The 19,146-nt window shown below is 66.6% G+C and carries 19 protein-coding genes; 10 read left to right on the forward strand and 9 right to left on the reverse strand.

Annotated elements, in window-relative coordinates; genetic code table 11:
• Positions 1–100: 100 nt before the first annotated feature.
• Positions 101–511, reverse strand: a complete 411-nt coding sequence (locus tag QQ25_RS17075; RefSeq protein ID WP_039320217.1) for a transglycosylase family protein — start codon at positions 509–511, stop codon at positions 101–103.
• 388 nt (positions 512–899) lie between these two features.
• A complete protein-coding gene (locus QQ25_RS17080) occupies positions 900–2,255 on the reverse strand; it encodes an alpha/beta hydrolase-fold protein (protein ID WP_039320221.1) in 1,356 nt (451 codons plus the stop codon).
• 438 nt (positions 2,256–2,693) lie between these two features.
• Here QQ25_RS17080 and QQ25_RS17090 point away from each other — a divergent pair, with 438 nt between their 5' ends.
• Positions 2,694–3,083, forward strand: coding sequence for a TA system antitoxin ParD family protein (locus QQ25_RS17090; protein ID WP_039320227.1), 390 nt, complete (start codon positions 2,694–2,696; stop codon positions 3,081–3,083).
• Positions 3,084–3,120: 37 nt separating this feature from the next.
• Entirely contained in the window at positions 3,121–3,699 is a 579-nt protein-coding gene (locus QQ25_RS17095; RefSeq protein ID WP_039379727.1) for an ATPase, read from the forward strand.
• A 25-nt stretch (positions 3,700–3,724) separates the two neighbouring features.
• On the opposite strand, the gene katG is transcribed toward QQ25_RS17095, so the two are convergent.
• Together katG and QQ25_RS17105 are read right to left on the reverse strand one after the other, a co-directional pair.
• Entirely contained in the window at positions 3,725–5,980 is a 2,256-nt protein-coding gene (gene katG, locus QQ25_RS17100) for a catalase/peroxidase HPI (RefSeq protein WP_039379729.1), read from the reverse strand.
• Positions 5,981–6,016: 36 nt separating this feature from the next.
• A complete protein-coding gene (locus QQ25_RS17105; protein WP_039379731.1) occupies positions 6,017–6,448 on the reverse strand; it encodes a Fur family transcriptional regulator in 432 nt (143 codons plus the stop codon).
• 173 nt (positions 6,449–6,621) lie between these two features.
• Here QQ25_RS17105 and QQ25_RS17115 point away from each other — a divergent pair, with 173 nt between their 5' ends.
• The 4 genes from QQ25_RS17115 (at position 6,622) to QQ25_RS17130 (ending at position 9,870) form a co-directional block, all read left to right on the forward strand.
• Positions 6,622–7,260 (forward strand): FKBP-type peptidyl-prolyl cis-trans isomerase, encoded by a 639-nt coding sequence (locus tag QQ25_RS17115; protein WP_101906143.1) that lies wholly within the window; start codon positions 6,622–6,624, stop codon positions 7,258–7,260.
• A 48-nt stretch (positions 7,261–7,308) separates the two neighbouring features.
• Positions 7,309–7,914, forward strand: coding sequence for a class I SAM-dependent methyltransferase (locus tag QQ25_RS17120; protein WP_039379734.1), 606 nt, complete (start codon positions 7,309–7,311; stop codon positions 7,912–7,914).
• A 150-nt stretch (positions 7,915–8,064) separates the two neighbouring features.
• Positions 8,065–8,502, forward strand: coding sequence for a hypothetical protein (locus QQ25_RS17125; protein ID WP_039379736.1), 438 nt, complete (start codon positions 8,065–8,067; stop codon positions 8,500–8,502).
• Between the two features lie 9 nt (positions 8,503–8,511).
• Complete coding sequence (locus QQ25_RS17130; RefSeq protein WP_039379738.1) at positions 8,512–9,870, forward strand: TIGR01777 family oxidoreductase; 1,359 nt, start codon at positions 8,512–8,514, stop codon at positions 9,868–9,870.
• Here the strand turns inward: QQ25_RS17130 and QQ25_RS17135 are convergent.
• On the reverse strand, positions 9,860–10,423 hold the full coding sequence (locus QQ25_RS17135) for a hypothetical protein (RefSeq protein WP_039320244.1): 564 nt from the start codon (positions 10,421–10,423) through the stop codon (positions 9,860–9,862). The genes QQ25_RS17130 and QQ25_RS17135 overlap by 11 nt on opposite strands.
• Positions 10,424–10,692: 269 nt before the next feature.
• Here QQ25_RS17135 and QQ25_RS17140 point away from each other — a divergent pair, with 269 nt between their 5' ends.
• Both QQ25_RS17140 and QQ25_RS17145 read left to right on the forward strand, forming a co-directional pair.
• On the forward strand, positions 10,693–11,979 hold the full coding sequence (locus tag QQ25_RS17140; protein ID WP_082017552.1) for a glycosyltransferase 87 family protein: 1,287 nt from the start codon (positions 10,693–10,695) through the stop codon (positions 11,977–11,979).
• Between the two features lie 4 nt (positions 11,980–11,983).
• Positions 11,984–13,201 carry an NAD(P)/FAD-dependent oxidoreductase gene (locus tag QQ25_RS17145; RefSeq protein ID WP_039379740.1) on the forward strand — a complete coding sequence of 406 codons (1,218 nt, stop codon included), beginning with the start codon at positions 11,984–11,986 and terminating at the stop codon, positions 13,199–13,201.
• Between the two features lie 31 nt (positions 13,202–13,232).
• Here QQ25_RS17145 and QQ25_RS17150 read toward each other — a convergent pair whose 3' ends face one another.
• The 3 genes from QQ25_RS17150 to QQ25_RS17160 are packed head-to-tail and all read right to left on the reverse strand — an operon-like array spanning position 13,233 to position 16,185.
• Positions 13,233–14,582, reverse strand: coding sequence for an NAD(P)/FAD-dependent oxidoreductase (locus QQ25_RS17150; protein WP_101906141.1), 1,350 nt, complete (start codon positions 14,580–14,582; stop codon positions 13,233–13,235).
• Positions 14,583–14,607: 25 nt separating this feature from the next.
• On the reverse strand, positions 14,608–15,777 hold the full coding sequence (locus tag QQ25_RS17155; RefSeq protein WP_039379742.1) for an RNA polymerase sigma factor: 1,170 nt from the start codon (positions 15,775–15,777) through the stop codon (positions 14,608–14,610).
• Positions 15,778–16,185 (reverse strand): YciI family protein, encoded by a 408-nt coding sequence (locus QQ25_RS17160; RefSeq protein ID WP_039320252.1) that lies wholly within the window; start codon positions 16,183–16,185, stop codon positions 15,778–15,780.
• Positions 16,186–16,427: 242 nt separating this feature from the next.
• Here QQ25_RS17160 and QQ25_RS17165 point away from each other — a divergent pair, with 242 nt between their 5' ends.
• Both QQ25_RS17165 and QQ25_RS17170 read left to right on the forward strand, forming a co-directional pair.
• Entirely contained in the window at positions 16,428–16,658 is a 231-nt protein-coding gene (locus tag QQ25_RS17165) for a hypothetical protein (RefSeq protein WP_407661800.1), read from the forward strand.
• 25 nt (positions 16,659–16,683) lie between these two features.
• Positions 16,684–17,532: an SMP-30/gluconolactonase/LRE family protein gene (locus tag QQ25_RS17170; RefSeq protein ID WP_039379744.1), complete on the forward strand. Its 849-nt coding sequence runs from the start codon at positions 16,684–16,686 to the stop codon at positions 17,530–17,532.
• A 9-nt stretch (positions 17,533–17,541) separates the two neighbouring features.
• Here QQ25_RS17170 and QQ25_RS17175 read toward each other — a convergent pair whose 3' ends face one another.
• Positions 17,542–19,098, reverse strand: coding sequence for a threonine/serine exporter family protein (locus QQ25_RS17175; protein WP_039320259.1), 1,557 nt, complete (start codon positions 19,096–19,098; stop codon positions 17,542–17,544).
• Positions 19,099–19,146: the final 48 nt, after the last annotated feature.

Here is a 19,146-nt window from a genome sequence, read left to right on the forward strand (position 1 = left end):
TCACACGGACACAGAAGCGAACGCCGAGCGAAAGGGCAACGGAGCCAAGACCCTACCCAGCCGAGCAGTCGGCGGCTCACCGCCACCGGGGAATGTGTTATCAGGACAGCGGATTGAGCACCACGGTGCACAGACGCGGGAGATGCCCGATCGGAATCCACGCCACCATCTGGCGGCAGGTCCCGGTGGCCATGCCGATCGGCCCGCCGCAGACGGGCCACGCACCAAGCCCTTGGGTTTGCAACACGTTGCGGGCCACGCGAATCTGTTCCTCTCGACTGGCCGCAGCGGGTGATCCCATACCGCCATGGGAAGCCCACGTGGCCGGCGTGAACTGGAGCCCACCGTAGAAGCCGTTGCCGGTGTCGGCAGACCAATTGCCGCCAGATTCGCATTGCGCCATCGCGTCCCAGTTCGGTTCTGCACCGGCGTGCGGGACTGTCAGGACGGTCTGAGCCAGAGCGATCGCACCGATGAACCCGAAGACGGTGACGACCTTGCGCACGCGCATGTCGATCCCTTCGTGGCGGCGTGCATGCCGGTAATTGCGGGCGAAAAGACTGATTTGCAGCCCATCGTGATACAGAGTTTACCCATGGGGTGAAAGTAAAATAGCCGTGCTAGAGAGTCTAATTATCTTCTTTGAGTTTATTTAATAGTTATGCGGCTGATGGGGCTGATGAGCATGGCCGGGGTCGGAACCGGACGCAGTAAAACTGCAGTTCAGCGACCTACAGCACGGAGAGGCTCAGGCCGGCGGCAGGCCTGCGAGGGTTTCTAAATTTCAAGGCAACCGCTGTGACAATTGCTCACTATCGTGAATTCAGGTTCTAAAGCGGTAGCAGTGAAAAGAATGAATTCTGATGTAATTGTGACAGTTGAGAAAGATGTGGTTGTTGTTACAGGGGGCTACCGACAACACTCGCCGGACGCAGGCGGGCGATGATCCCGTCCAGATCCCGAATGAACATGTCGGGACGGAAGACGTGACCGCCGGGCGCCTCGTGCGCTTCGAACGGGATGCCGGCGCGCCCGAGAAGATCGCGGAACTCCCGTTGGCCGGCAAGGACCTGCGTCTCGTTCACGCTGTCGAACCAATTGAGCGGATCCGGACTCGTGCCTGCAACAAGGAAGATCCGCTTGTTGCGATAGCTCTCGATCCGCTCGACCGGGTTGTCGGCACTGACCCTGAACTGGTCCCAGAGCGGGGCTCCATAGACCGTTCCACCAGCGAGATCGAGGACGGCCGAGGTGATGTTCGCCCAGTGCACCACGAGGCCGAAATCGCGACGCAGACTGGCCGGACCGGAATGGGAGCTGACCGACGCGAAGTGGCCGTAGTACTTGGCCGTGTACTTCAGCGCGCCGAAGCCGCCCATCGAGAAACCACCGACTGCGCGGCCGTCGTACTCGGCGTATGTACGGAAATTCGCCTCGATCCAGGGCAGCAGCTGTGCGATGTGGAACGTCTCCCAGTTGCGCGGTCCGACGAACGAGGTGACCGGATTGGAATACCAGCCGGCGTGACCACCGTCGGGCATCACCACGATGATCGGCTTCCCGGCCGTCCAGTCGCGAATACCCATGAAGTCGAATGAGCGGAAATCGTCGTTGCCGCCGTGGAACATGTAGAGGACGGGATAGGTGCGGCCGCTGGTGTGGTAGTCGTCCGGAAGCAGGACGTTGACGCCGGGGTTCCAGCCGATGGCGGCAGTCTGGAACCGGTAGTACCACAGCCGGGGATCGTTCTCGTTGCGGTCGACGATGCGCAGCCCGAACCCGTCGCCGCGACCGCTGAAGATGACCAGCGCCTGGCCGGCGTTGATGTGACCTGGGTCCGGGATCCCGTTGACACCGGCGATCGGCGGATAGAACGAGGCATCACCGTAGAACTGTGATGCCAACCCCGACAACGTATCTCCCGGAGCCACCGTGTACCTCTTGAGCTCCGGCACGATGAGCGGTTGCCCTGGATTGACTCCGGCATCCTCGGCTATACCGCTGGCGGCAGCCACCAAGCGGGACAACTCGGCGTGGCCGTAGAAACGTGAGGCAACGGCAGGCAACGTGTCCCCGGGTGCGACGGTGTATCGCGTGTAATCGGGAAAGACCAGTTTTTGTCCGACGTTGACGACGTCAGGATTGGGAATTGCGTTGGCCGCCACGATCAGCCGGTACAGTTCCGCGTCTCCGTAGAACCGCAGCGCCAGCGCTGAGAGCGTCTCCCCCGACGCGACCGTGTGAATCCTGACCATGGTCCCCTCCTTCAGTTGTCACGAGATCGGGGCACGAACTCGGCTGCCCTGATGCCCACAAGTCTAGGCGCGCAGCGAACTGAAACGGTTGACTTCTAAGGCTTTACGGACGTTCGGCACAACTCGCCGCAGAGGTGTAGGTCGACGGTATGACCCGTGCGCAGTCGTCGGCAAAAAACGGCGACCTTGCCGGTTGTACCAGTCGGCGGGATTCTCCGGGCCCCCACTCACCGAACCGGCCGCCCCGCACGTACGAGCGTGGCGATCGCGTCGCCATCCATCGTTTCGCCGCCTCCGGCGCCGGCAAGCTCGATCACCACGAGGCTTCCTATGATCTTGACAAGATGGGTGCGCGGGTTTCGGCGGCATAACGCGGACCCAGCCAATCTTGTAGCATTCTGCTACGCTGGTTTCAGACTGCTACAAAGGGGGCACGTCATGACCGAGACCGCAGACCGGGTGACCCGGTTCGCCGCCGACCTGATGGACAGTGCTGCCGCGGAAGGCGCACGTCAGAGCCGATCGGCCAAACAGCAACTCGACCACTGGGCGCGGGTCGGTCGGGCCGTGTCGAGCCAGCACAGTGCGGCGCGCCGCAAGGTGGAGTCAGCGTTGGCGGGCGAAATCCCCCTACGCGAATTGACCGCCGAAGAAGGCATGGTGTTCGACGCCGAGATCGCCGCCTCCATCGAGGAGAGCCTGGCACGTGCCGACTACGGCAAGACGCTGGCCGGCCGCGGGATCACCACCGTGGCTCTCGACGACAACGGCGAGATCGTCCAGTACCGCCCCGACGGCAGCACCGCGGTGCTGGCGCACCAGCAGTGACCGTGGATTGCGCTGACTCAGACCGCACCGCCGCGCGGTGAAGCGCCTCGACCTCGTCGTCGGCTGCAACGGCGCCGGCAAGTCCACCTTCGTCGAACTCACCCTCGCACCTCTGCTGCCCGGCAGCGCGTTTGTGAACGCCGACGAGATCGCCAAGCGACGATGGCCCGAAGACCCGGCCCCGCACTCCTACGAGGCCGCACTGGTCGCGGCCGAAACCCGGGCCAAACTCATCGAACTCGGTGAGTCCTTCATCGCCGAGACCGTGTTCTCACACCCGTCCAAGCTCGAGCTCATCGACAACGCACACGCGGCCGGATACACGTTGGTCCTGCACTGCCTGCTGATACCCGAAGACCTTGCTGTTCAGCGAGTGCGCCATCGGGTGCAAGCGGGCGGCCACGATGTCCCCGAGACGAAGATCCGTGAACGCTACCAACGCCTTTGGGACCTCGTCGCAGTCGCCGCGATGCGTGCGGACGCCGCGACGTTCTACGACAACAGCACCATCAGAGGCCCGCGGATCGTCGCTCAGATCGCCGGCGGATTCGTCATCGGATCACCTACCTGGCCGAAATGGATTCCCACCGTGCTGAATTCCCGCTTGTCGGGGTAGGTGACATCATGGGCCACCGCTCGGCTCAGTCGAGGTCGAAACGATCGTTGTTCATCACCTTGACCCAGGCCGTCACGAAGTCCTCGACGAACTTGGCCTCGTTGTCCTCCTGCGCATAGACCTCGGCGACGGCACGCAATACTGAATTCGACCCGAACACCAGATCATTGGCCGTAGCCGTCCACCTGAGTTGACCTGAAGCGCGATCTCGGCCCTCGTATACGTTCTCTGCGGTCTCCGAGGGCTTCCACTCGGTACTCATGTCGAGAAGATTGACGAAGAAATCGTTGGACAATGCTCCGGCGTTCTCCGTGAACACGCCATGCTTGTTGCCACCATGGTTGGCGCCCAACGCGCGTAGGCCGCCGACGAGGACGGTCATCTCTGGCGCGGTCAGGTTGAGGAAGTACGCCTTGTCCACCAGCAACTGCTCCAGTTGCGCTTTCTCGCCCGGCCGCACGAAGTTGCGGAATCCGTCGGCCTGCGGTTCGAGGACCGCGAACGATTCGACGTCGGTGTTCTCCTGCGAGGCATCGGTGCGCCCTGGGACGAAGTGCACTTTGACCTCGTATCCGCCGTCTCGGGCGGCCTTTTCGATCGCAGCAGACCCGGCCAGGACGATGAGGTCGGCCAGCGAGATCCTCTTGCCGCCGGATGCGGAGGCATTGAAGTCCTGCTGCACCCGTTCCAGCACCGGAAGCACCTTGTCCAGCTCGGACGGTTCGTTGACCTCCCAGTTGCGTTGCGGCTGCAGGCGCAACCGTCCCCCGTTGGCGCCACCGCGCTTGTCGGTGCCCCGGAAGCTTGCCGCCGCGGACCACGCCGTCTTCACCAGCTGCTGCACCGACAGGCCGGACTCGAGGACCTTGCCCTTCAGGGTCGCGATGTCCTGCTCGTCGACCAGCGGGTGGTCCACGTCGGGCACCGGGTCCTGCCACAGCTGCGGTTCGGGTATCCACGGACCGAGGTAGCGGCTGATCGGACCCATGTCGCGGTGCAGCAGCTTGTACCAGGCCTTGGCGAAGGCCTCGTTGAGCTCTTCAGGGTGCTCCAGCCAGCGTCGCGTGATCGGGCCATAGGTGGGGTCCACCCGCATCGAGATGTCCGTGACGAGCATCGTCGGCTTGCGCGGCGGTCCGCCGAACGGGTCGGGAATGATCGACTCCGCGTCTTTGGCCTCGAATTGCCAAGCACCACCGGGGCTCTGGGTCAGCTCCCATTCGTGGCCATACAGGATCTCCAGGTAGCTGTTGCTCCACTTCGTCGGAGTCGTGGTCCAGACGACTTCCAGGCCGCTGGTGATGGTGTCGCCGGCCTTGCCCGAGCCGAATGCGCATTTCCACCCCAGGCCCTGCTGTTCGATGGGCGCGGCTTCCGGTTCGGGACCGACCAGGTCGCCCGGGCCGGCGCCGTGCGTCTTGCCCAGCGTGTGTCCGCCCACGATCAGCGCGGCCGTCTCCTCGTCGTTCATCGCCATCCGGCCGAAGGTCTCGCGGATGTCGTGGGCCGCTGCCAGCGGATCCGGCTTACCTTCGGGCCCTTCGGGATTCACATAGATGAGGCCCATCGTGGTGGCACCGAACGGGTTGGCCAGCTTGCGGTCGTTGTCGTTGGTACCGCCGTACCGCTTGTCGGTGCCGAGCCAGGTGTCCTCCTGGCCCCACAGGATCTCCTCGGGCTCCCAGATGTCCTCACGGCCGAACGCGAAGCCGAAGGTCTTGAATCCGGCGGACTCCAGAGCGACGTTGCCTGCGTAGATGATCAAATCGGCCCAGGAGATCTTGTTGCCGTACTTCTGCTTGATCGGCCAGAGCAGCCTGCGCGCCTTGTCCAAGCTCACGTTGTCCGGCCAGCTGTTGATCGGGGCGAACCGCTGCGCGCCCTGGCCACCACCGCCGCGCCCGTCGAAGATGCGGTACGTCCCGGCGGCGTGCCAGCTCATCCGGATGAACAGCCCGGCGTAGCTGCCGTAATCGGCAGGCCACCAGTCCTGCGACGACGTCATCAGTGCGAGCATGTCCGACCGCAGGGCGTCGACGTCGAGCTTCTGGAATTCCACGGCGTAGTCGAAGTCGGCACCCAACGGGTTTGCCTCGGCCGGATGCCGGTGCAGTCGCGTCACGTCAACCTGATCTGGCCACCAGTCCTGATTGGTCAGCGGTGCGTGGGCCTTGGGCTTGGGTGACTCGATGACCGGATTCTCGGATTCGCTGTGGCTATGGGTTTCGGTATCGGCGTGTGGTGGACGGGCGTCGGAGGTATCGGAGCTGTTCGGAGGCATTACATTCCCTTTCATCTTCGTGTGACGGGTTCGCCATCAAGTGGTTCGAGCGCGGGCGCAGTCAGGACATTGACCCCAATAGATGACCTCGGCTTCATCGATGGCGAAGCCGTTGTCATCCGATGCGGTCAGACACGGCGCGTCGCCCACCGCGCAGTCCACATCGGCGATGACTCCGCACGATCGGCATACGACGTGGTGGTGGTTGTCGCCGACGCGAGTCTCGTAGCGAGCCACCGATCCGGTCGGTTGTATCCGGCGTACCAACCCGGCCTCGGTCAACGCATTGAGCGCGTCGTACACGGTCTGGTGCGAGACGTCGGGAAGCCGGCCGCGCGCCGCACGGATGACCAGGTCGGTTTGGGCGTGTGGATGTTTGTTCACCGCGTCGAGCACCGCCAGCCGGGGGCGGGTGACGCGGAGCCCGGCCGAACGCAACATGCCGGTGAAGTCGAGGCGTTCAGCCATCACCTCGAGTGTGGCGGCTAAGTTGGAAGGTATCAAGGTTCTCACCAAACTCACTGCGGTACAACGCCTCTGATCGGGCTACTCCACGCGCCGGGAGACGTTTGCCGGGCATCCCGGAGTCGCGACACCGGCCGTGGACAATGCCCGCGCCATGCGGCTGTAGCGTGACGAGGATGAACTCCTTTCGCGTGCCTTCCTCGTTTGTGCTCGTGGCCTGCGCCGCGTCGTTGACCATGGCGCTTGCCGCGTGCGGCTCGGACACCGAGACCTCCTCGGCCACGTCGTCGGCGAGCACGCCGTCGGTGGCCGATGCGCTCACCCCCTCCATCGCCGAGACCGCCACCGAGGCCGCCGCCTGTCCGACGGCCGCGCCGCAGACCGCCGGCACTCCCGAATGGACGTTGTCCGGGGCGACCGGAAGTGTCGCTGTCACCGGCTCAACCGACACCGCGGCACCCGTGGTCAAGGTGACCGGACCGTTCAGCGTCGCCGAGACGCAGGTGCACACCCTCAAGGCCGGTGACGGTCCCGTCGTGTCACCGTCGGCCAACGTTTCGGTCTGCTACATGGGCGTCAACGGACGCGACGGATCGGTGTTCGACAGCAGTTACGAACGCGGCGAGCCGGTCGACTTCCCGCTCAATGGCGTGGTGCCCGGGTTCCAGAAGGCCATTTCGGGACAGAAAGTGGGATCCACGGTGGCCGTCGCGATGACCTCGGCCGACGGCTATCCCGAGGGTCAACCCGCCGCCGGTATCCAGGCGGGCGACTCGCTGATCTTCGCGATCAAGATCCTCGACGCCCAGGGCTGAGCTACACCGCCCGCCCGGAGCCGGCTACCCGCTTGCGACAATGCTCATATGGTCGAGCCGAGCATCTGGATGCAAAAAGTCGCGGCCGATCCCGGCCACTCGCATTGGTACATCGAACGCTTTCGCGCCATGGAGCGCGCCGGTCAGGACCTGGCCGGTGAAGCTCGTCTGGTAGATGCGATGGCGCCGCGCAACGCCCGGATCCTCGATGCCGGCTGCGGTCCCGGGCGGGTGGGCGGATATCTGGCCGGCGTCGGACACCAGGTCGTCGGCGTCGACGTGGACCCGGTACTGATCGAGGCGGCCGAGAACGATCATCCAGGGCCCCGGTGGCTGGTCGGCGACCTCGCCGAACTCGACCTGCAGGCACGTGGCATCGCCGATCCGTTCGACATCGTCGTCTCGGCGGGCAACGTCATGACGTTCCTCGCCCCGAGCACCCGGGTCCAGGTCCTCGGGCGGCTACGCGCACATCTCGCCGACGACGGCCGAGTGGTGATCGGATTCGGCGCCGGCCGCGAGTACGGGTTCGATCAGTTCCTCGACGACGCGGCGACGGCCGGTTTGGTTCCGGATCAGTTGTTGTCCACCTGGGATGTTCGTCCGTTCACCGAAACCTCGGACTTCCTCGTCGCGATCCTGCGGCCCGCTTAGCCCGAACCCAGGCCGTTACCGACACGGCTGCGGTTCGAATGACGATGTCGGTCAGACTTCGAACACCAGCGGATTTCCGCCGCGATCTTCGGTATTGCCCTGAACACCGGGGCGATCTACTATCGGTTGTAGTACGTCGATGGGGGTCACATGACGGTACCGACAATCCTTGCGGCTCAACGCTTTCTGTGCGCGACCGCGTGGGCGTTCCTGCTCGGCTGGGGCCTGCACGTGATCGATCACCTGCGGCGGGGAATGTCTGCGTCCCCGACATTCATCATGGCCGGCGGAATGATCCAGGGCGTGGTCGTCGTCATCGCGATCACCATGGCACTACGCAGCATTCCACGAGCTCCCGAAGCGGCGATCTTCGCCGGTGTCGGAAGCGCGCTGGTGTTCAGCTATGCGCACCTGCTGCCGAATTTCTGGCCGTCCTTCCAGGACAGCTTCATCAGCGGACCACGCATCAATGTCACCTGGTTCTCCTGGGTGACAGCCCTGTCCGAAATCGGCACCGGCCTGCTGTTCGCCTATGCGGGCGCGCGGGCGAGAAACGCGCAGTCCCTGTCCGTCCCGAATCGCGGGTAACGTCGGTCGATGAGATTGGTGTACTCCAGCATCATCGACGCTCCGGCTGAAGAAGTCTTCGCCTGGCACGGCCGGCCCGCATTCACCAGACTGTCGCCGCCATGGCAACCGATGCGGCTCAAAACCGAGGCGTCCTCACTGCGCGATGGCCGCGCCGAGCTCGCCCTGCCCGGCGGTTTGCGGTGGGTGGCCCAGCACCAGGCCGACGCCTACGATCCGCCCCGGCGCTTCGTCGACAAGATCGCCGGCGCAGCACCGGCCTCGTGGCCGGCGGCGCTGGCGGTGCGCTGGAAGCACATTCACGACTTCGAACCCGTCGACGCCACCCACACCCGCATGACCGACCGGGTGGAGACCCCGGTTCCCGGGCAGTTCCTGCGCCCGATGTTCGCCTATCGCCATCGTCAGCTGGCCGACGACCTCGCGGCACACCGCCAGGCCCGCGAGCAGGGTCTCACCCCGATGACGGTCGCGGTCACGGGCGCGTCCGGGCTCGTCGGCTCGGCGCTGACCGCCTTCTTGAGCACCGGCGGCCACAATGTGATCCGTCTGGTACGCCACCCGCCGTCCAAACCCGATGAGCGCCAATGGGACACGAGCGATCCCGATCCGGAGCTGCTGGACGGCGTCGACGCGGTCATCCATCTGGCCGGCGCGTCGATCGCCGGGCGCTTCACCGACAAACATCGCCGCGCCATTCGTGACAGCCGCATCGAGCCGACCCGCAAGCTCGCCGAACTCGCCGCGCACGCCGACGCTGGACCACGGGTCCTGATCAGCGCCTCGGCGGTCGGCTTCTACGGCCATGACCGCGGCGACGAGGTGCTCACCGAATCAAGCGAACGCGGCGACGGATTTCTGGCCGACGTCGTGGCCGACTGGGAGGCCGCGCTGGCACCCGCCGAAGGAGCCGGTGTGCGGGTGGTGCGTGTCCGCACCGGGATCGTGCAGTCCCCGAGCGGTGGCACCCTGCGCTTGCTGCGCCCATTGTTCGCGGCCGGCCTGGGCGGGCGTATCGGTGATGGGCAACAGTGGTTGCCGTGGATCGGCATCGATGACTTGGTCGACATCTATCACCGCGCGCTGTGGGACAACCAGATGTCGGGCCCGGTCAACGCCGTGGCACCGGAGCCGGTACGCAACGCTGACTACACCGACACGCTCGGTCACGTGTTACACCGCCCGACGTTTCTGCCGGTGCCGGCGCTCGGGCCCCGGCTGCTGCTGGGCGACCAGGGCGCGCGCGAACTGGCCTGCGCCAGCCAACGCGCCGTCCCCGCGGTGCTCAGCGCGGCTGAGCACCGCTTCCGCCATCCCCACCTGGATCAGGCGCTACGACACGTTTTGGGACGCGAGGTCACGGCGTAGGCGCGGCCGGCGGCGCGGCGGCGCCCGGCTGCCGACCCGGAGCGTTGTATTCGTAGCCGGGAGGCGGCGGACCGTCCAACGGGTAATACCCGGGTGGCAACGGTGGTCCCGCCGGTCCGGTGCCTGGCGCCGGCGCGGTGATCGGTGTCTCCGAGCCCGGGGCGTTGATCGATTGATACCCGGGTGGCAGCGGCGGCGCCGGGCCCGCTCCGGGCGGCGGCGCGACGCCCTCGGGTGCTCCCCCGCCGGCCTGGAACCCGCCCGGATCATGCGCCTGGTGCCAGAGATCCCTGAGTGTGCCGACCGGGCCCGATCCGTACTGGCCGGAGCCGTACACCGGGTTGGCGATCTCGGGCACCTGCGGCGGACCGGCCGGGGCCGGCGGCGGTGGCGCTGCCATCGCGGGGTCCGCCGGGGCCGGCGGCGGATCAGGGAGGGCCGGATCGGCGGCCGCCTGTGCGGAGCCGGCCAGCACGGCTCCCGCGACGCTCAACCCGGCGATCGCGAGCTTCGCGGCCCTGGCTGAGACGGTGGCTCGGCGCGCTTCGGTCATCAGTCCGGCAGTCCTCTCTGTCACGCTCTCCGACGGTCCTGGCCGGGATACAGGGCAGGTACCGGGCGGTCCGTGCATCGTCGCACACTGCGCCCGGTGAAGCGCGGCTCGCACGATATCGCCATGTGTTGGCCATGCCGAACACCATCCGACAAGCGGTTCATATATTGGTTGGTTGTTGCGTGCGAACGTGCTTCGTTCACCAGTCGGGGGTCGGCTGGTTCGCAACGTGAGGGGGCTCGATCATTTCTTCTCCAACGGTCAGGGCGGTGTCGACGCGAACCGTGGCGATCGCATGGCTGGCCGCCGTGGTGGCGGTGCTGGCTCAGCAATATCTGGAACCGTTTACGGCGGGCTCCCACATGGGGCTGTTCACCAACGGCGGTGACCTCGACGTCTATCGCCACGGCGGACAACAGCTGCTCGACGGTCAACCGCTGTACGCCACGGAAGTGCCCGGAGGCGGTTGGTTCACCTACCCGCCGTTCGCGGCCATCGCCTTCATCCCGTTGGCGCTCACGAGTTTCCCTGCCGCTCAGGTGATCTGGATGGCGGTGTCCTTTTCGGCGTTGGCCGCCACGATCTGGCGATGCGCCATGTTCCTCGGCTACCGGACCGATCGCCGACTGGTCCTGCTGGCCGCGGCGATGAGTGTGGTGGCGGTGGACATCGAGGCCGTACGCGGCACGCTGTGGCAGGGGCAGGTGAACCTCGTCCTGATGGGACTGATCGTCTGGGATCTCACCCGACCGCCGGACGCTCGCCTGCGGGGATGGTCAGTCGGCATCGCCGCGGGCATCAAGCTGACCGCCATCGTTTTCGTGCCGTATCTGTTCCTCACCCGGCAGTGGCGCGCGGGCGTCACCGCGCTGACGACGGCGCTGGCAACCGTCGCGGTCACCTGGTGCGTCCTACCGACCGATTCGACGACCTACTGGCTGCACGCGGTCTTCGAGACAGACCGCATCGGACCGCTCACCCATCCCGGGAACTTCTCGATCGGCGGGATCATGGCCACGTTGGCCGCACCTGCACCGATGCCGACACTGTGGTGGATGCTCGGGATCGGCGCCGCGGCGATACTGGGTTTCGTTGCCGCACAACAGGCGCACAGAACCGGATATCCGCTGCTGGCGATCGCACTCATCGGCATGCTGTCATGCACGGTGACGCCGCTCGCGTGGGGACATCACTGGGTGTGGACGGTACCGCTGCTGGTCACCCTGGTCGACCGGGCCGTGCGAACCGCGGGCCCGCGCCGAGGCATCTGGGTGGCCGGTGCGGTGGCCGTCTACCTGGCGGTCTTCATGTGGTTTGCCGCCTGGCTGTATCGGACGTCGCATCGCCTGAGTGCCGGGTACCCGACTTACGTCGAAGCCCTCGATGCCGCGATTGCCACGATGACCAGGCTGGACAAACTTCTGGTCGTTTCCACAAACCCCGCGCTGTTCATCGTCACCGCCGTCACGACCATCGTCGTCCTGCGGCGCAGACCGGACCGAAACCGAATGCCGGGCGATATCGGCGCCCACGGTTTGTCCCGCGTGGCAGGCTGAATCGGTGGGTCGCGTTCTGATCATCGGATCGGGTTTCGCCGGGTTGTGGGCAGCGCTCGCCGCGGCCCGACGGGTAGACGAGATCGGATCAGCGGAGGCCCCGGTCGAGATCACCGTCATCAGCGACCGGCCCTTCCACGACATCCGGGTGCGCAACTACGAAACCGACCTCACGGAATGCCGGATCCCGCTGGGCGAACTGCTCGATCCCGCCGGTGTGGCCCACATCGTCGCCGAGGTCACCGCAATCGATGTCGAGGCTCGCACTGTCACCGCGCAGCAGGGCGGGCGAACGCTCGTCGTCGACTATGACCGTCTGGTGTTGGCGGCAGGCAGCCGGGTCGCGCGACCTGATGTCCCCGGGCTTGCCGAGTTCGGTTTCGACGTCGACACGTTCGACGGCGCCACCCGGCTGGCCTCCCATCTGGACGCCGTGACCGCCGATCCCCGAACAACAGGAGCTGCAACGGTCGTCGTGGTCGGGGCGGGGCTCACCGGTATCGAGACCGCGTGCGAGTTACCCGCGCGCCTGGCCGCGATGTGCGCCGGCACCGTCACGCCCCGGGTTCTGCTGGTCGACCACAATGCCCAGGTGGGGTCGGATATGGGTGCATCGGCGCGGCCGGTGATCGAAACGGCGTTGGCCGAGAACGGGGTTGAGGTCATGACCGGTGTCAGCGTGGACGCGGTTGACATCGGCGCGGTCACGCTCTCATCGGGAGCCATGGTGCCTACTGCGACCGTGGTGTGGTGCGCGGGAATGCGGGCCAATCCTCTGACGGCGCAGTTCCCGGTGACGCTCGACCGGTTCGGGCGGTTGCCGGTCGACGACTTCCTTCGGGTCGACGGGGTGTCGGGAGTTCTCGCGGCAGGCGATGTGGCCGCGGCCAGAGTGGACGATGGTCATCTGTCGGTGATGTCGTGTCAGCACGGCAGGCCGATGGGTCGGTACGCCGGGTACAACGTGATCGGCGACATTCTCGGACTCCCGATGCGTGCACTTCGAATCCCTTGGTATGTCACCGTTCTCGATCTGGGTCCGGCGGGCGCGGTCTACACCGAGGGCTGGGATCGGCGAGTCGTGGCAACCGGGACGGTGGCCACGGCCACGAAGCGGACCATCAACACCGAACGGATCTACCCACCGCTCACCGGTGACCGCAAGGCGTTGCTCGCTGCCGCCGCACCGGATCTTCAGTCCAGGCCGGAGCGGGGCGGGTAACTGATTACTGAAACCGGCGCGAAGCCGGTGTTCAGGTTTTGTCGCGCTCCGGAGACGAATCAGGTGGCGGTGGCAGCGCATCCCACGTCGTCCACGTGTAGCGCTGCTCGGGAAGGCCGGCGGCACCGAGCATGAATGCCCGGTGCGAGCGGCTGGCGCGCGCGATCGTGACCAGCCAGGTGCCGACCGTGCTGAACCGGTTGCGGATTCCCGCCAGGAACGCGATGTGGATGAAACCCCACGCCAGCCAACCGAAGAACCCGGCCACCTTCACCGGGCCGACTTGCAGAAGTGCTTGACCCCGGGCGATATACGCCGCTGAGCCGAGGTCGCGGTAACGAAAAGGCTTTCGGGGCTTGCCTGCGAGTTCTCGGCGGACACACGACGCGACGTGCAACCCGCCCTGCATCGCGTTTTCGGCGACACCGGGGAGGTTCTCGCGGCCGGCCAGGTCGCCGATCACGAACACCTCGGGATATCCGGCGACCGAAAGGTCCGGCTCCACAGCGATTCTGCCGCTGCGATCGGTCTCGGCGCCCAGCACCTCGGCGATGTGCCGGGCGAACGGCACAGCCTCGACCCCCGCGGTCCACAACACGGTCCGCGCCGCGTATTGCTCGTCGGGACCACCGGCTTTCGGAGAGATCGTGACCCCGTCCCGACGGACGTCGGTGACATGAACACCCATGTGCAACTCGACGCCCAGCCGGTTCAGCGATTGCGTCGCCTTCTCCCCCAGCTCGGGACAGAATGCCTTCAGCACCCGCTCACCGCCGTCGAACAACAGCACCCTGGCTTCCTCGGGATCGATGCTGTGGAATTCGTGCGCCAAGGTTCGGGTGGCCATCTCCCGGATCTGCCCGGCCAGCTCGACTCCGGTAGGCCCGCCCCCGGCCACGGCGAATGTCAGCCAACCGTCGCGTTCGGGCCCCGGCGGCAGCGTCTCGGCGATCTCGAAGGCGGTGAAGACGCGCTGCCGGATGTGAAGCGCGTCATCGAGCGTCTTCATCCCCGGCGCCCATTGCGCGAAATGCTCTTTGCCGAAGTAGGACTGCTGCATTCCCGCCGCCACGACGAGTACGTCGTAGTCGATGGTGAACGTCGTCTCGTCCGGCCGGCGGGCGGTCACCTGACGCGACTGAGGGTCGACGTCGACCGCTTCGCCGAGCAGGGTGGTGACGTTGCGGTGACGCGCGAACTCCTCACGCAGCGGGCGACTGATCTGCCCGATGCTCAACGTCCCAGTGGCACATTGGTAGAGCAGCGGCTGGAACAGGTGTCCGGCCGCCCGGTCGAGCAGGGTCACGTCGACGTCCACGCCGCCCAGGCGGCGCGCACAGAACAGGCCGCCGAATCCCCCACCGATGATCAACACTCTCATCCGACTGTTGCCCACAACTAGGAGGTTAGCCGCCGCCGGAGGAAATGCGACCGTGCAGGACAGACGCGCGCAGGGTGAGGTGGTTGCGCTCGGCAAGCGATTGCGCCTCGGCGGCGGCCCGCACGTAGAGCTGTGCCGCGGTCGCGATGTCGCCCGCACGCTCATGCAGATAGGCGGCTGCGGCGGTGTGACGTGGCAGCGTCGGCTCCAATTCGGCGAGCGCCGCGAGCCCTGCCCGCGGACCGTCTGCCTCCCCCACGGCGACCGCTCGGTTCAGCCGCACCACCGGACTGTCGGTGAGGGCGACGAGTTCGTCGTACCACTCGACGATCTGCACCCAGTCGGTCTCCTCGGTGGACGGCGCGTCGGCGTGCAGCGCCGCGATCGCCGCTTGCGCCTGGTACTCGCCGAGCCGGTCCCGGGCCAGTGCGCCCTGCAGGATGTAAATCCCCTCGGCGATGAGGTCACGCCGCCACAGCGTTCGGTCCTGGTCCGCCAGGGGAACCAGGGTCCCGTCGGCACGGGTACGCGCCGGACGCCGGGCATGGTGCAAGAGGAACAGCGCGAGCACACCCGCGACATCCGGGTCGTCGGTGGTCCTGGCCAATTGGCGGGCGAGCCTGATGGCCTCGGCGGCCAGGTCGATGTCGCCGGTGTAGCCCTCGTTGAACACCAGATACAGCACGCGCAGGACGGTGCCCAGATCGCCGGGACGATCCAGCCGAACTGTGCTGACTGTGCGCTTGGCGCGGCTGATCCGTTGCGCCATGGTCGATTCCGGCACCAGATAGGCCTGCGCGATCTGGCGGGTGGTCAGGCCGCCGACCGCACGCAGCGTCAGCGCGACGGCCGACGACGCGGTCAGCTTCGGATGTGCGCACAGGAAGTACAGCTGCAGCGTGTCGTCCGCCGCCGAGGCAGGTTCGGCCGCCGGTTCGGCCAAGACCTGCGCCTCGCGGTTGCGCCGCGCGACATCGGAGCGCGTGGTGTCGAGGAATCGCCGCCACGCCGTCGTGACCAGCCAGCCCTTGGGATCGTCGGGTCGCCGGGTCGGCCAGGTTTCCCAGGCGCGGACCAACGCCTCCTGTACGGCGTCCTCGGCTGTCGCGAAGTCGGCCCCGCGGTGGACGAGAGCGGCCAGGACGCCGGGAATCAGATCCCGCAACTGGGCCTCGTCCACCGCGCCGGGCTCCATCTATTCGGTCACGGTCGGCGGGGCGGTCAGGAACGGACGTACCTCGAGCCACTCGTGGATGGGCCTGCCACCCGCGCCGGGCGCCGCGGACAGTTCTCCGGCAAGCTCGACCGCACGGTCATAGGACTCGACGTCGATGATCATCCAGCCTGCGATCAGGTCCTTGGTTTCGGCGAACGGGCCGTCGGTTACCGGCGGCTTACCCTCGCCGTCGTGGCGCACCCAGGCCCCCTCCGGGGCGAGGGCCTGGCTGTCGACGTACTCGCCGCTGTCTTTCAGGCGATCCGCGAAATCGTTCATGTACTGGATGTGGGCCTCGATCTCGGCCGGCGTCCACTGGTCCATCGGGATGTCGTTGACCGCTGCGGGCGCGCCTCGGTAGTGCTTGAGAAACAGGTACTTGGCCATGGGATTCTCCCTTCAGTTCTGCGACCCTAGTTGGTCGCTCACCTCTGGGACGGAGCCGTCGCGGCGTTCTCGACATCCGGCACAGAAACTTTTCTGATCTCATCCGCGGGCCACATCGTGCGGGTTCAGGATGACCGATGTGCCCGTCGCCTACCTCAAGTGCAGAATCAACCACTTCGTTTGGCTAAGCTTCGGGTACCAAGTTCTTCTCCAGTCGAGCACCGAGGTGGACATTCATGTTCATGAGCAAGGCAACCCTGGCGACCATCGCGGCCACGGGCATGTTGGGGGCCGCCATCGGCCTGGGCACCGCCATCGCGAGTGCCGATCCCGACCCGAGCCTCCCGCCGCCGCCGAATGCGCCCAAGAAACCGGCCGAGACGTGGCAAGGCCACCCGATGGTGTGGTGGAACCTGCCCGCGGGCGGCCACTGGGGTGTCTGGATCAACGGCGACTTCCTTCCGTTCACCTGATCGCTGAACCGGACCTGAGGGCCCGATGACATCGGTCGAGGCCATCGCCGCGGCCCCGTTCCTCGACGGGCTCGTCTACGGCGAAGGGCCACGCTGGCACGGTGAGCGCCTGTGGTTCACCGACGGACTCGCCGGCCGGGTGTACTCGGTCGGCGAAGCCGGTGACCTCGCAGTCGAGGTCGAACTCGCACGGGCCTCGGGGCTCGGCTGGCTTCCAGACGGAACACTGGTGGTGTCAACGCTTTTCGCGGCCGAGCTGCACCACGTCGACGCCGCCGGCAGCGTCACCGCCTCGTACGACATCAGTGACGTCGCATGGTCCACCAATGATCTGCTGGTGGCCCCGGACGGCCGGACATTCGTCGACCTCTACATCGCAGACGGCCGTACCATCACCGGCAGCATCGGGCTGGTCGGCGCCGACGGTACCGTGCGGGTCGTCGCGCGCGGGCTGTCGATGCCCAACGGACTCGGCATCCTGCCCGATGGGTCGACCCTGGTGGTCAGCGAGACCCACGGGTCGCGGCTGTTGGCCTTCACCGTCGGCCTCGACGGCAACCTGGGCAGCCCGACCGTCTTCGCCGAACTCGGACCGGACCGGCATCCCGACGGATTGTGCGTCGATGCCGCGGGCGGAGTCTGGGTCGGCTGTTACGACACCGCGGAGTTCCTGCGTGTGATCGCCGGCGGAGAGATCACTCACCGCATCGGGATCGACCGCGGCTGGGCAGTCGCACCTGCGCTGGGCGGTCACGACGGCCGAACGCTGTACCTCGTGGTCGACGACACGACCCATGAAGGCCTTCTGGCGGGCTCGTCGACCGGACGGATCCTGCAGGCGCGCGTCGGCGTTCCCGGTGTGGGATCACCCTGACCGGCTGATTCAGTGGCCAGGTTCCGCACTCTCATCGGCGTCCGGCTCATCGGCAGGGGCCGCTTCCAACGGGACGCTTTCGCGTTGAACACCGACAACCGGGGTGTTCTCGGCCGGTTGTAGCTGCACCACCTGGCCCACTGCCCGGCGCAGCCCCGGCGGCCCTTCTTTGCGGAAGAACTCACCGATGCGTCCGGCCCGGTATCGCAATGGCGAGCCGAGTAGTTCACCCATCACCACGCCGCTACCGAGTGCCAACGCCGTCGCGGCCGCGGTCAGCAGGTGCGCCAGTCCCTCACCGAACTTCTCATCCACGGCGAAGGCGAACACCGCCCAGAACACCGCGAGGCCCGGCAGCATCGGCATGATGCCGGCGGTCGCCGTCACCAGCGCCGGAGACTGCCGGCGAATGGAGATCAGCGTGGCCAGAAAACCGACACCGACCGCCGCGATGCCGGTGGCCGCCCACTGGCCGAACCCGGCGGTCCCCAGGCCGATCAACGTGAGCTCCGCCAGCCCGGCCGCGAGCCCGGCCGTGGGTAGCGAACGCAGCGGTGCATAGCTGGCCATGGTCAGACAGATCCCCGCCAGCGCGGCACCCAGGACCGCCAAGACGATCGGCAGTGGTCCCCTCGGCGTGATGAAGGTGCCCGCGGTGTTGACGTGCAGTTCGATCTCGACGCCCAGCAGCGTGGCGGCCTGAAGCGCCCCGGTGATGCCGACGACGATGCCCGCGGTGAGAAAGACCGCATCACCGAGGCGCGCGACCGCGGTGACCATGTACCCGGTCAGCGCATCCTGTACCGCACCGACCAGGGTCATGCCGGACAACAGCAACACGATGCCGGTGGCGACCAGCGCGCTGAGACCCTGTCCGGCGTAGCGGTAAGCCCCCAGCGCGATCACCGTCGCGATCGCCGCGCCGACCGCATGCTGGAAGAAGAACGGCGTACCGATGCGGTTCAGCAGCCGGCCGACCCGGTCGATCAGCGCGGCGGTGAGGCTGGCCAGCAGGCAGGTCAACCAGTTGCCGCCCAGCAGCATCGCGATGCCGAGCGCGAAACCCGCCCATCCGGCCGTCGCGAGCCACCGAGGGAACGGATGCGGGCTCTCGGTCAGCTCATCCATGGCCTCGTGGGCCTCGTCGACGGTGATACCGCCGGAGGTGATCCGCCGCACCAGCCGATCGAGCTGGGCAAGCCGGGTGTAATCCGTCGACCTGGTCCGCACCGCGCGCATGATCGTGACCGGTGGACTGTCCGCGGTGGGCAGCGCCGACACGATGATCGTCGCGACAGTGATGTCGACGACGCAGTCGGTGAGCCGGTAGGCCTGGGCCACGTCCTGGGTGGTGGCGACGACGTCGGCGGTACCGGACCCCGACGACAGCATGACCTCGGCGAGCCGGATGGTCAGGTCGAGCACCTTGCGGGTGTGCACGTCACCCATCCCGGCCGATGCGCGACTGCGCCGGCCGGCGACCGGTGCCGGATCGCGGCGTCCGCGCAGCGCCATACGCAGCCCCCCGCGCAAGCGGGCCCTGCCGTTCAGGCCTTCCTCAGTCATCGTTCAAAAGCGTACTTAGGAACGGGCGGGTCCCGGTGGAACTACGGC

Source organism: Mycolicibacterium setense, assembly GCF_000805385.1.
Taxonomy (GTDB): domain Bacteria; phylum Actinomycetota; class Actinomycetes; order Mycobacteriales; family Mycobacteriaceae; genus Mycobacterium; species Mycobacterium setense.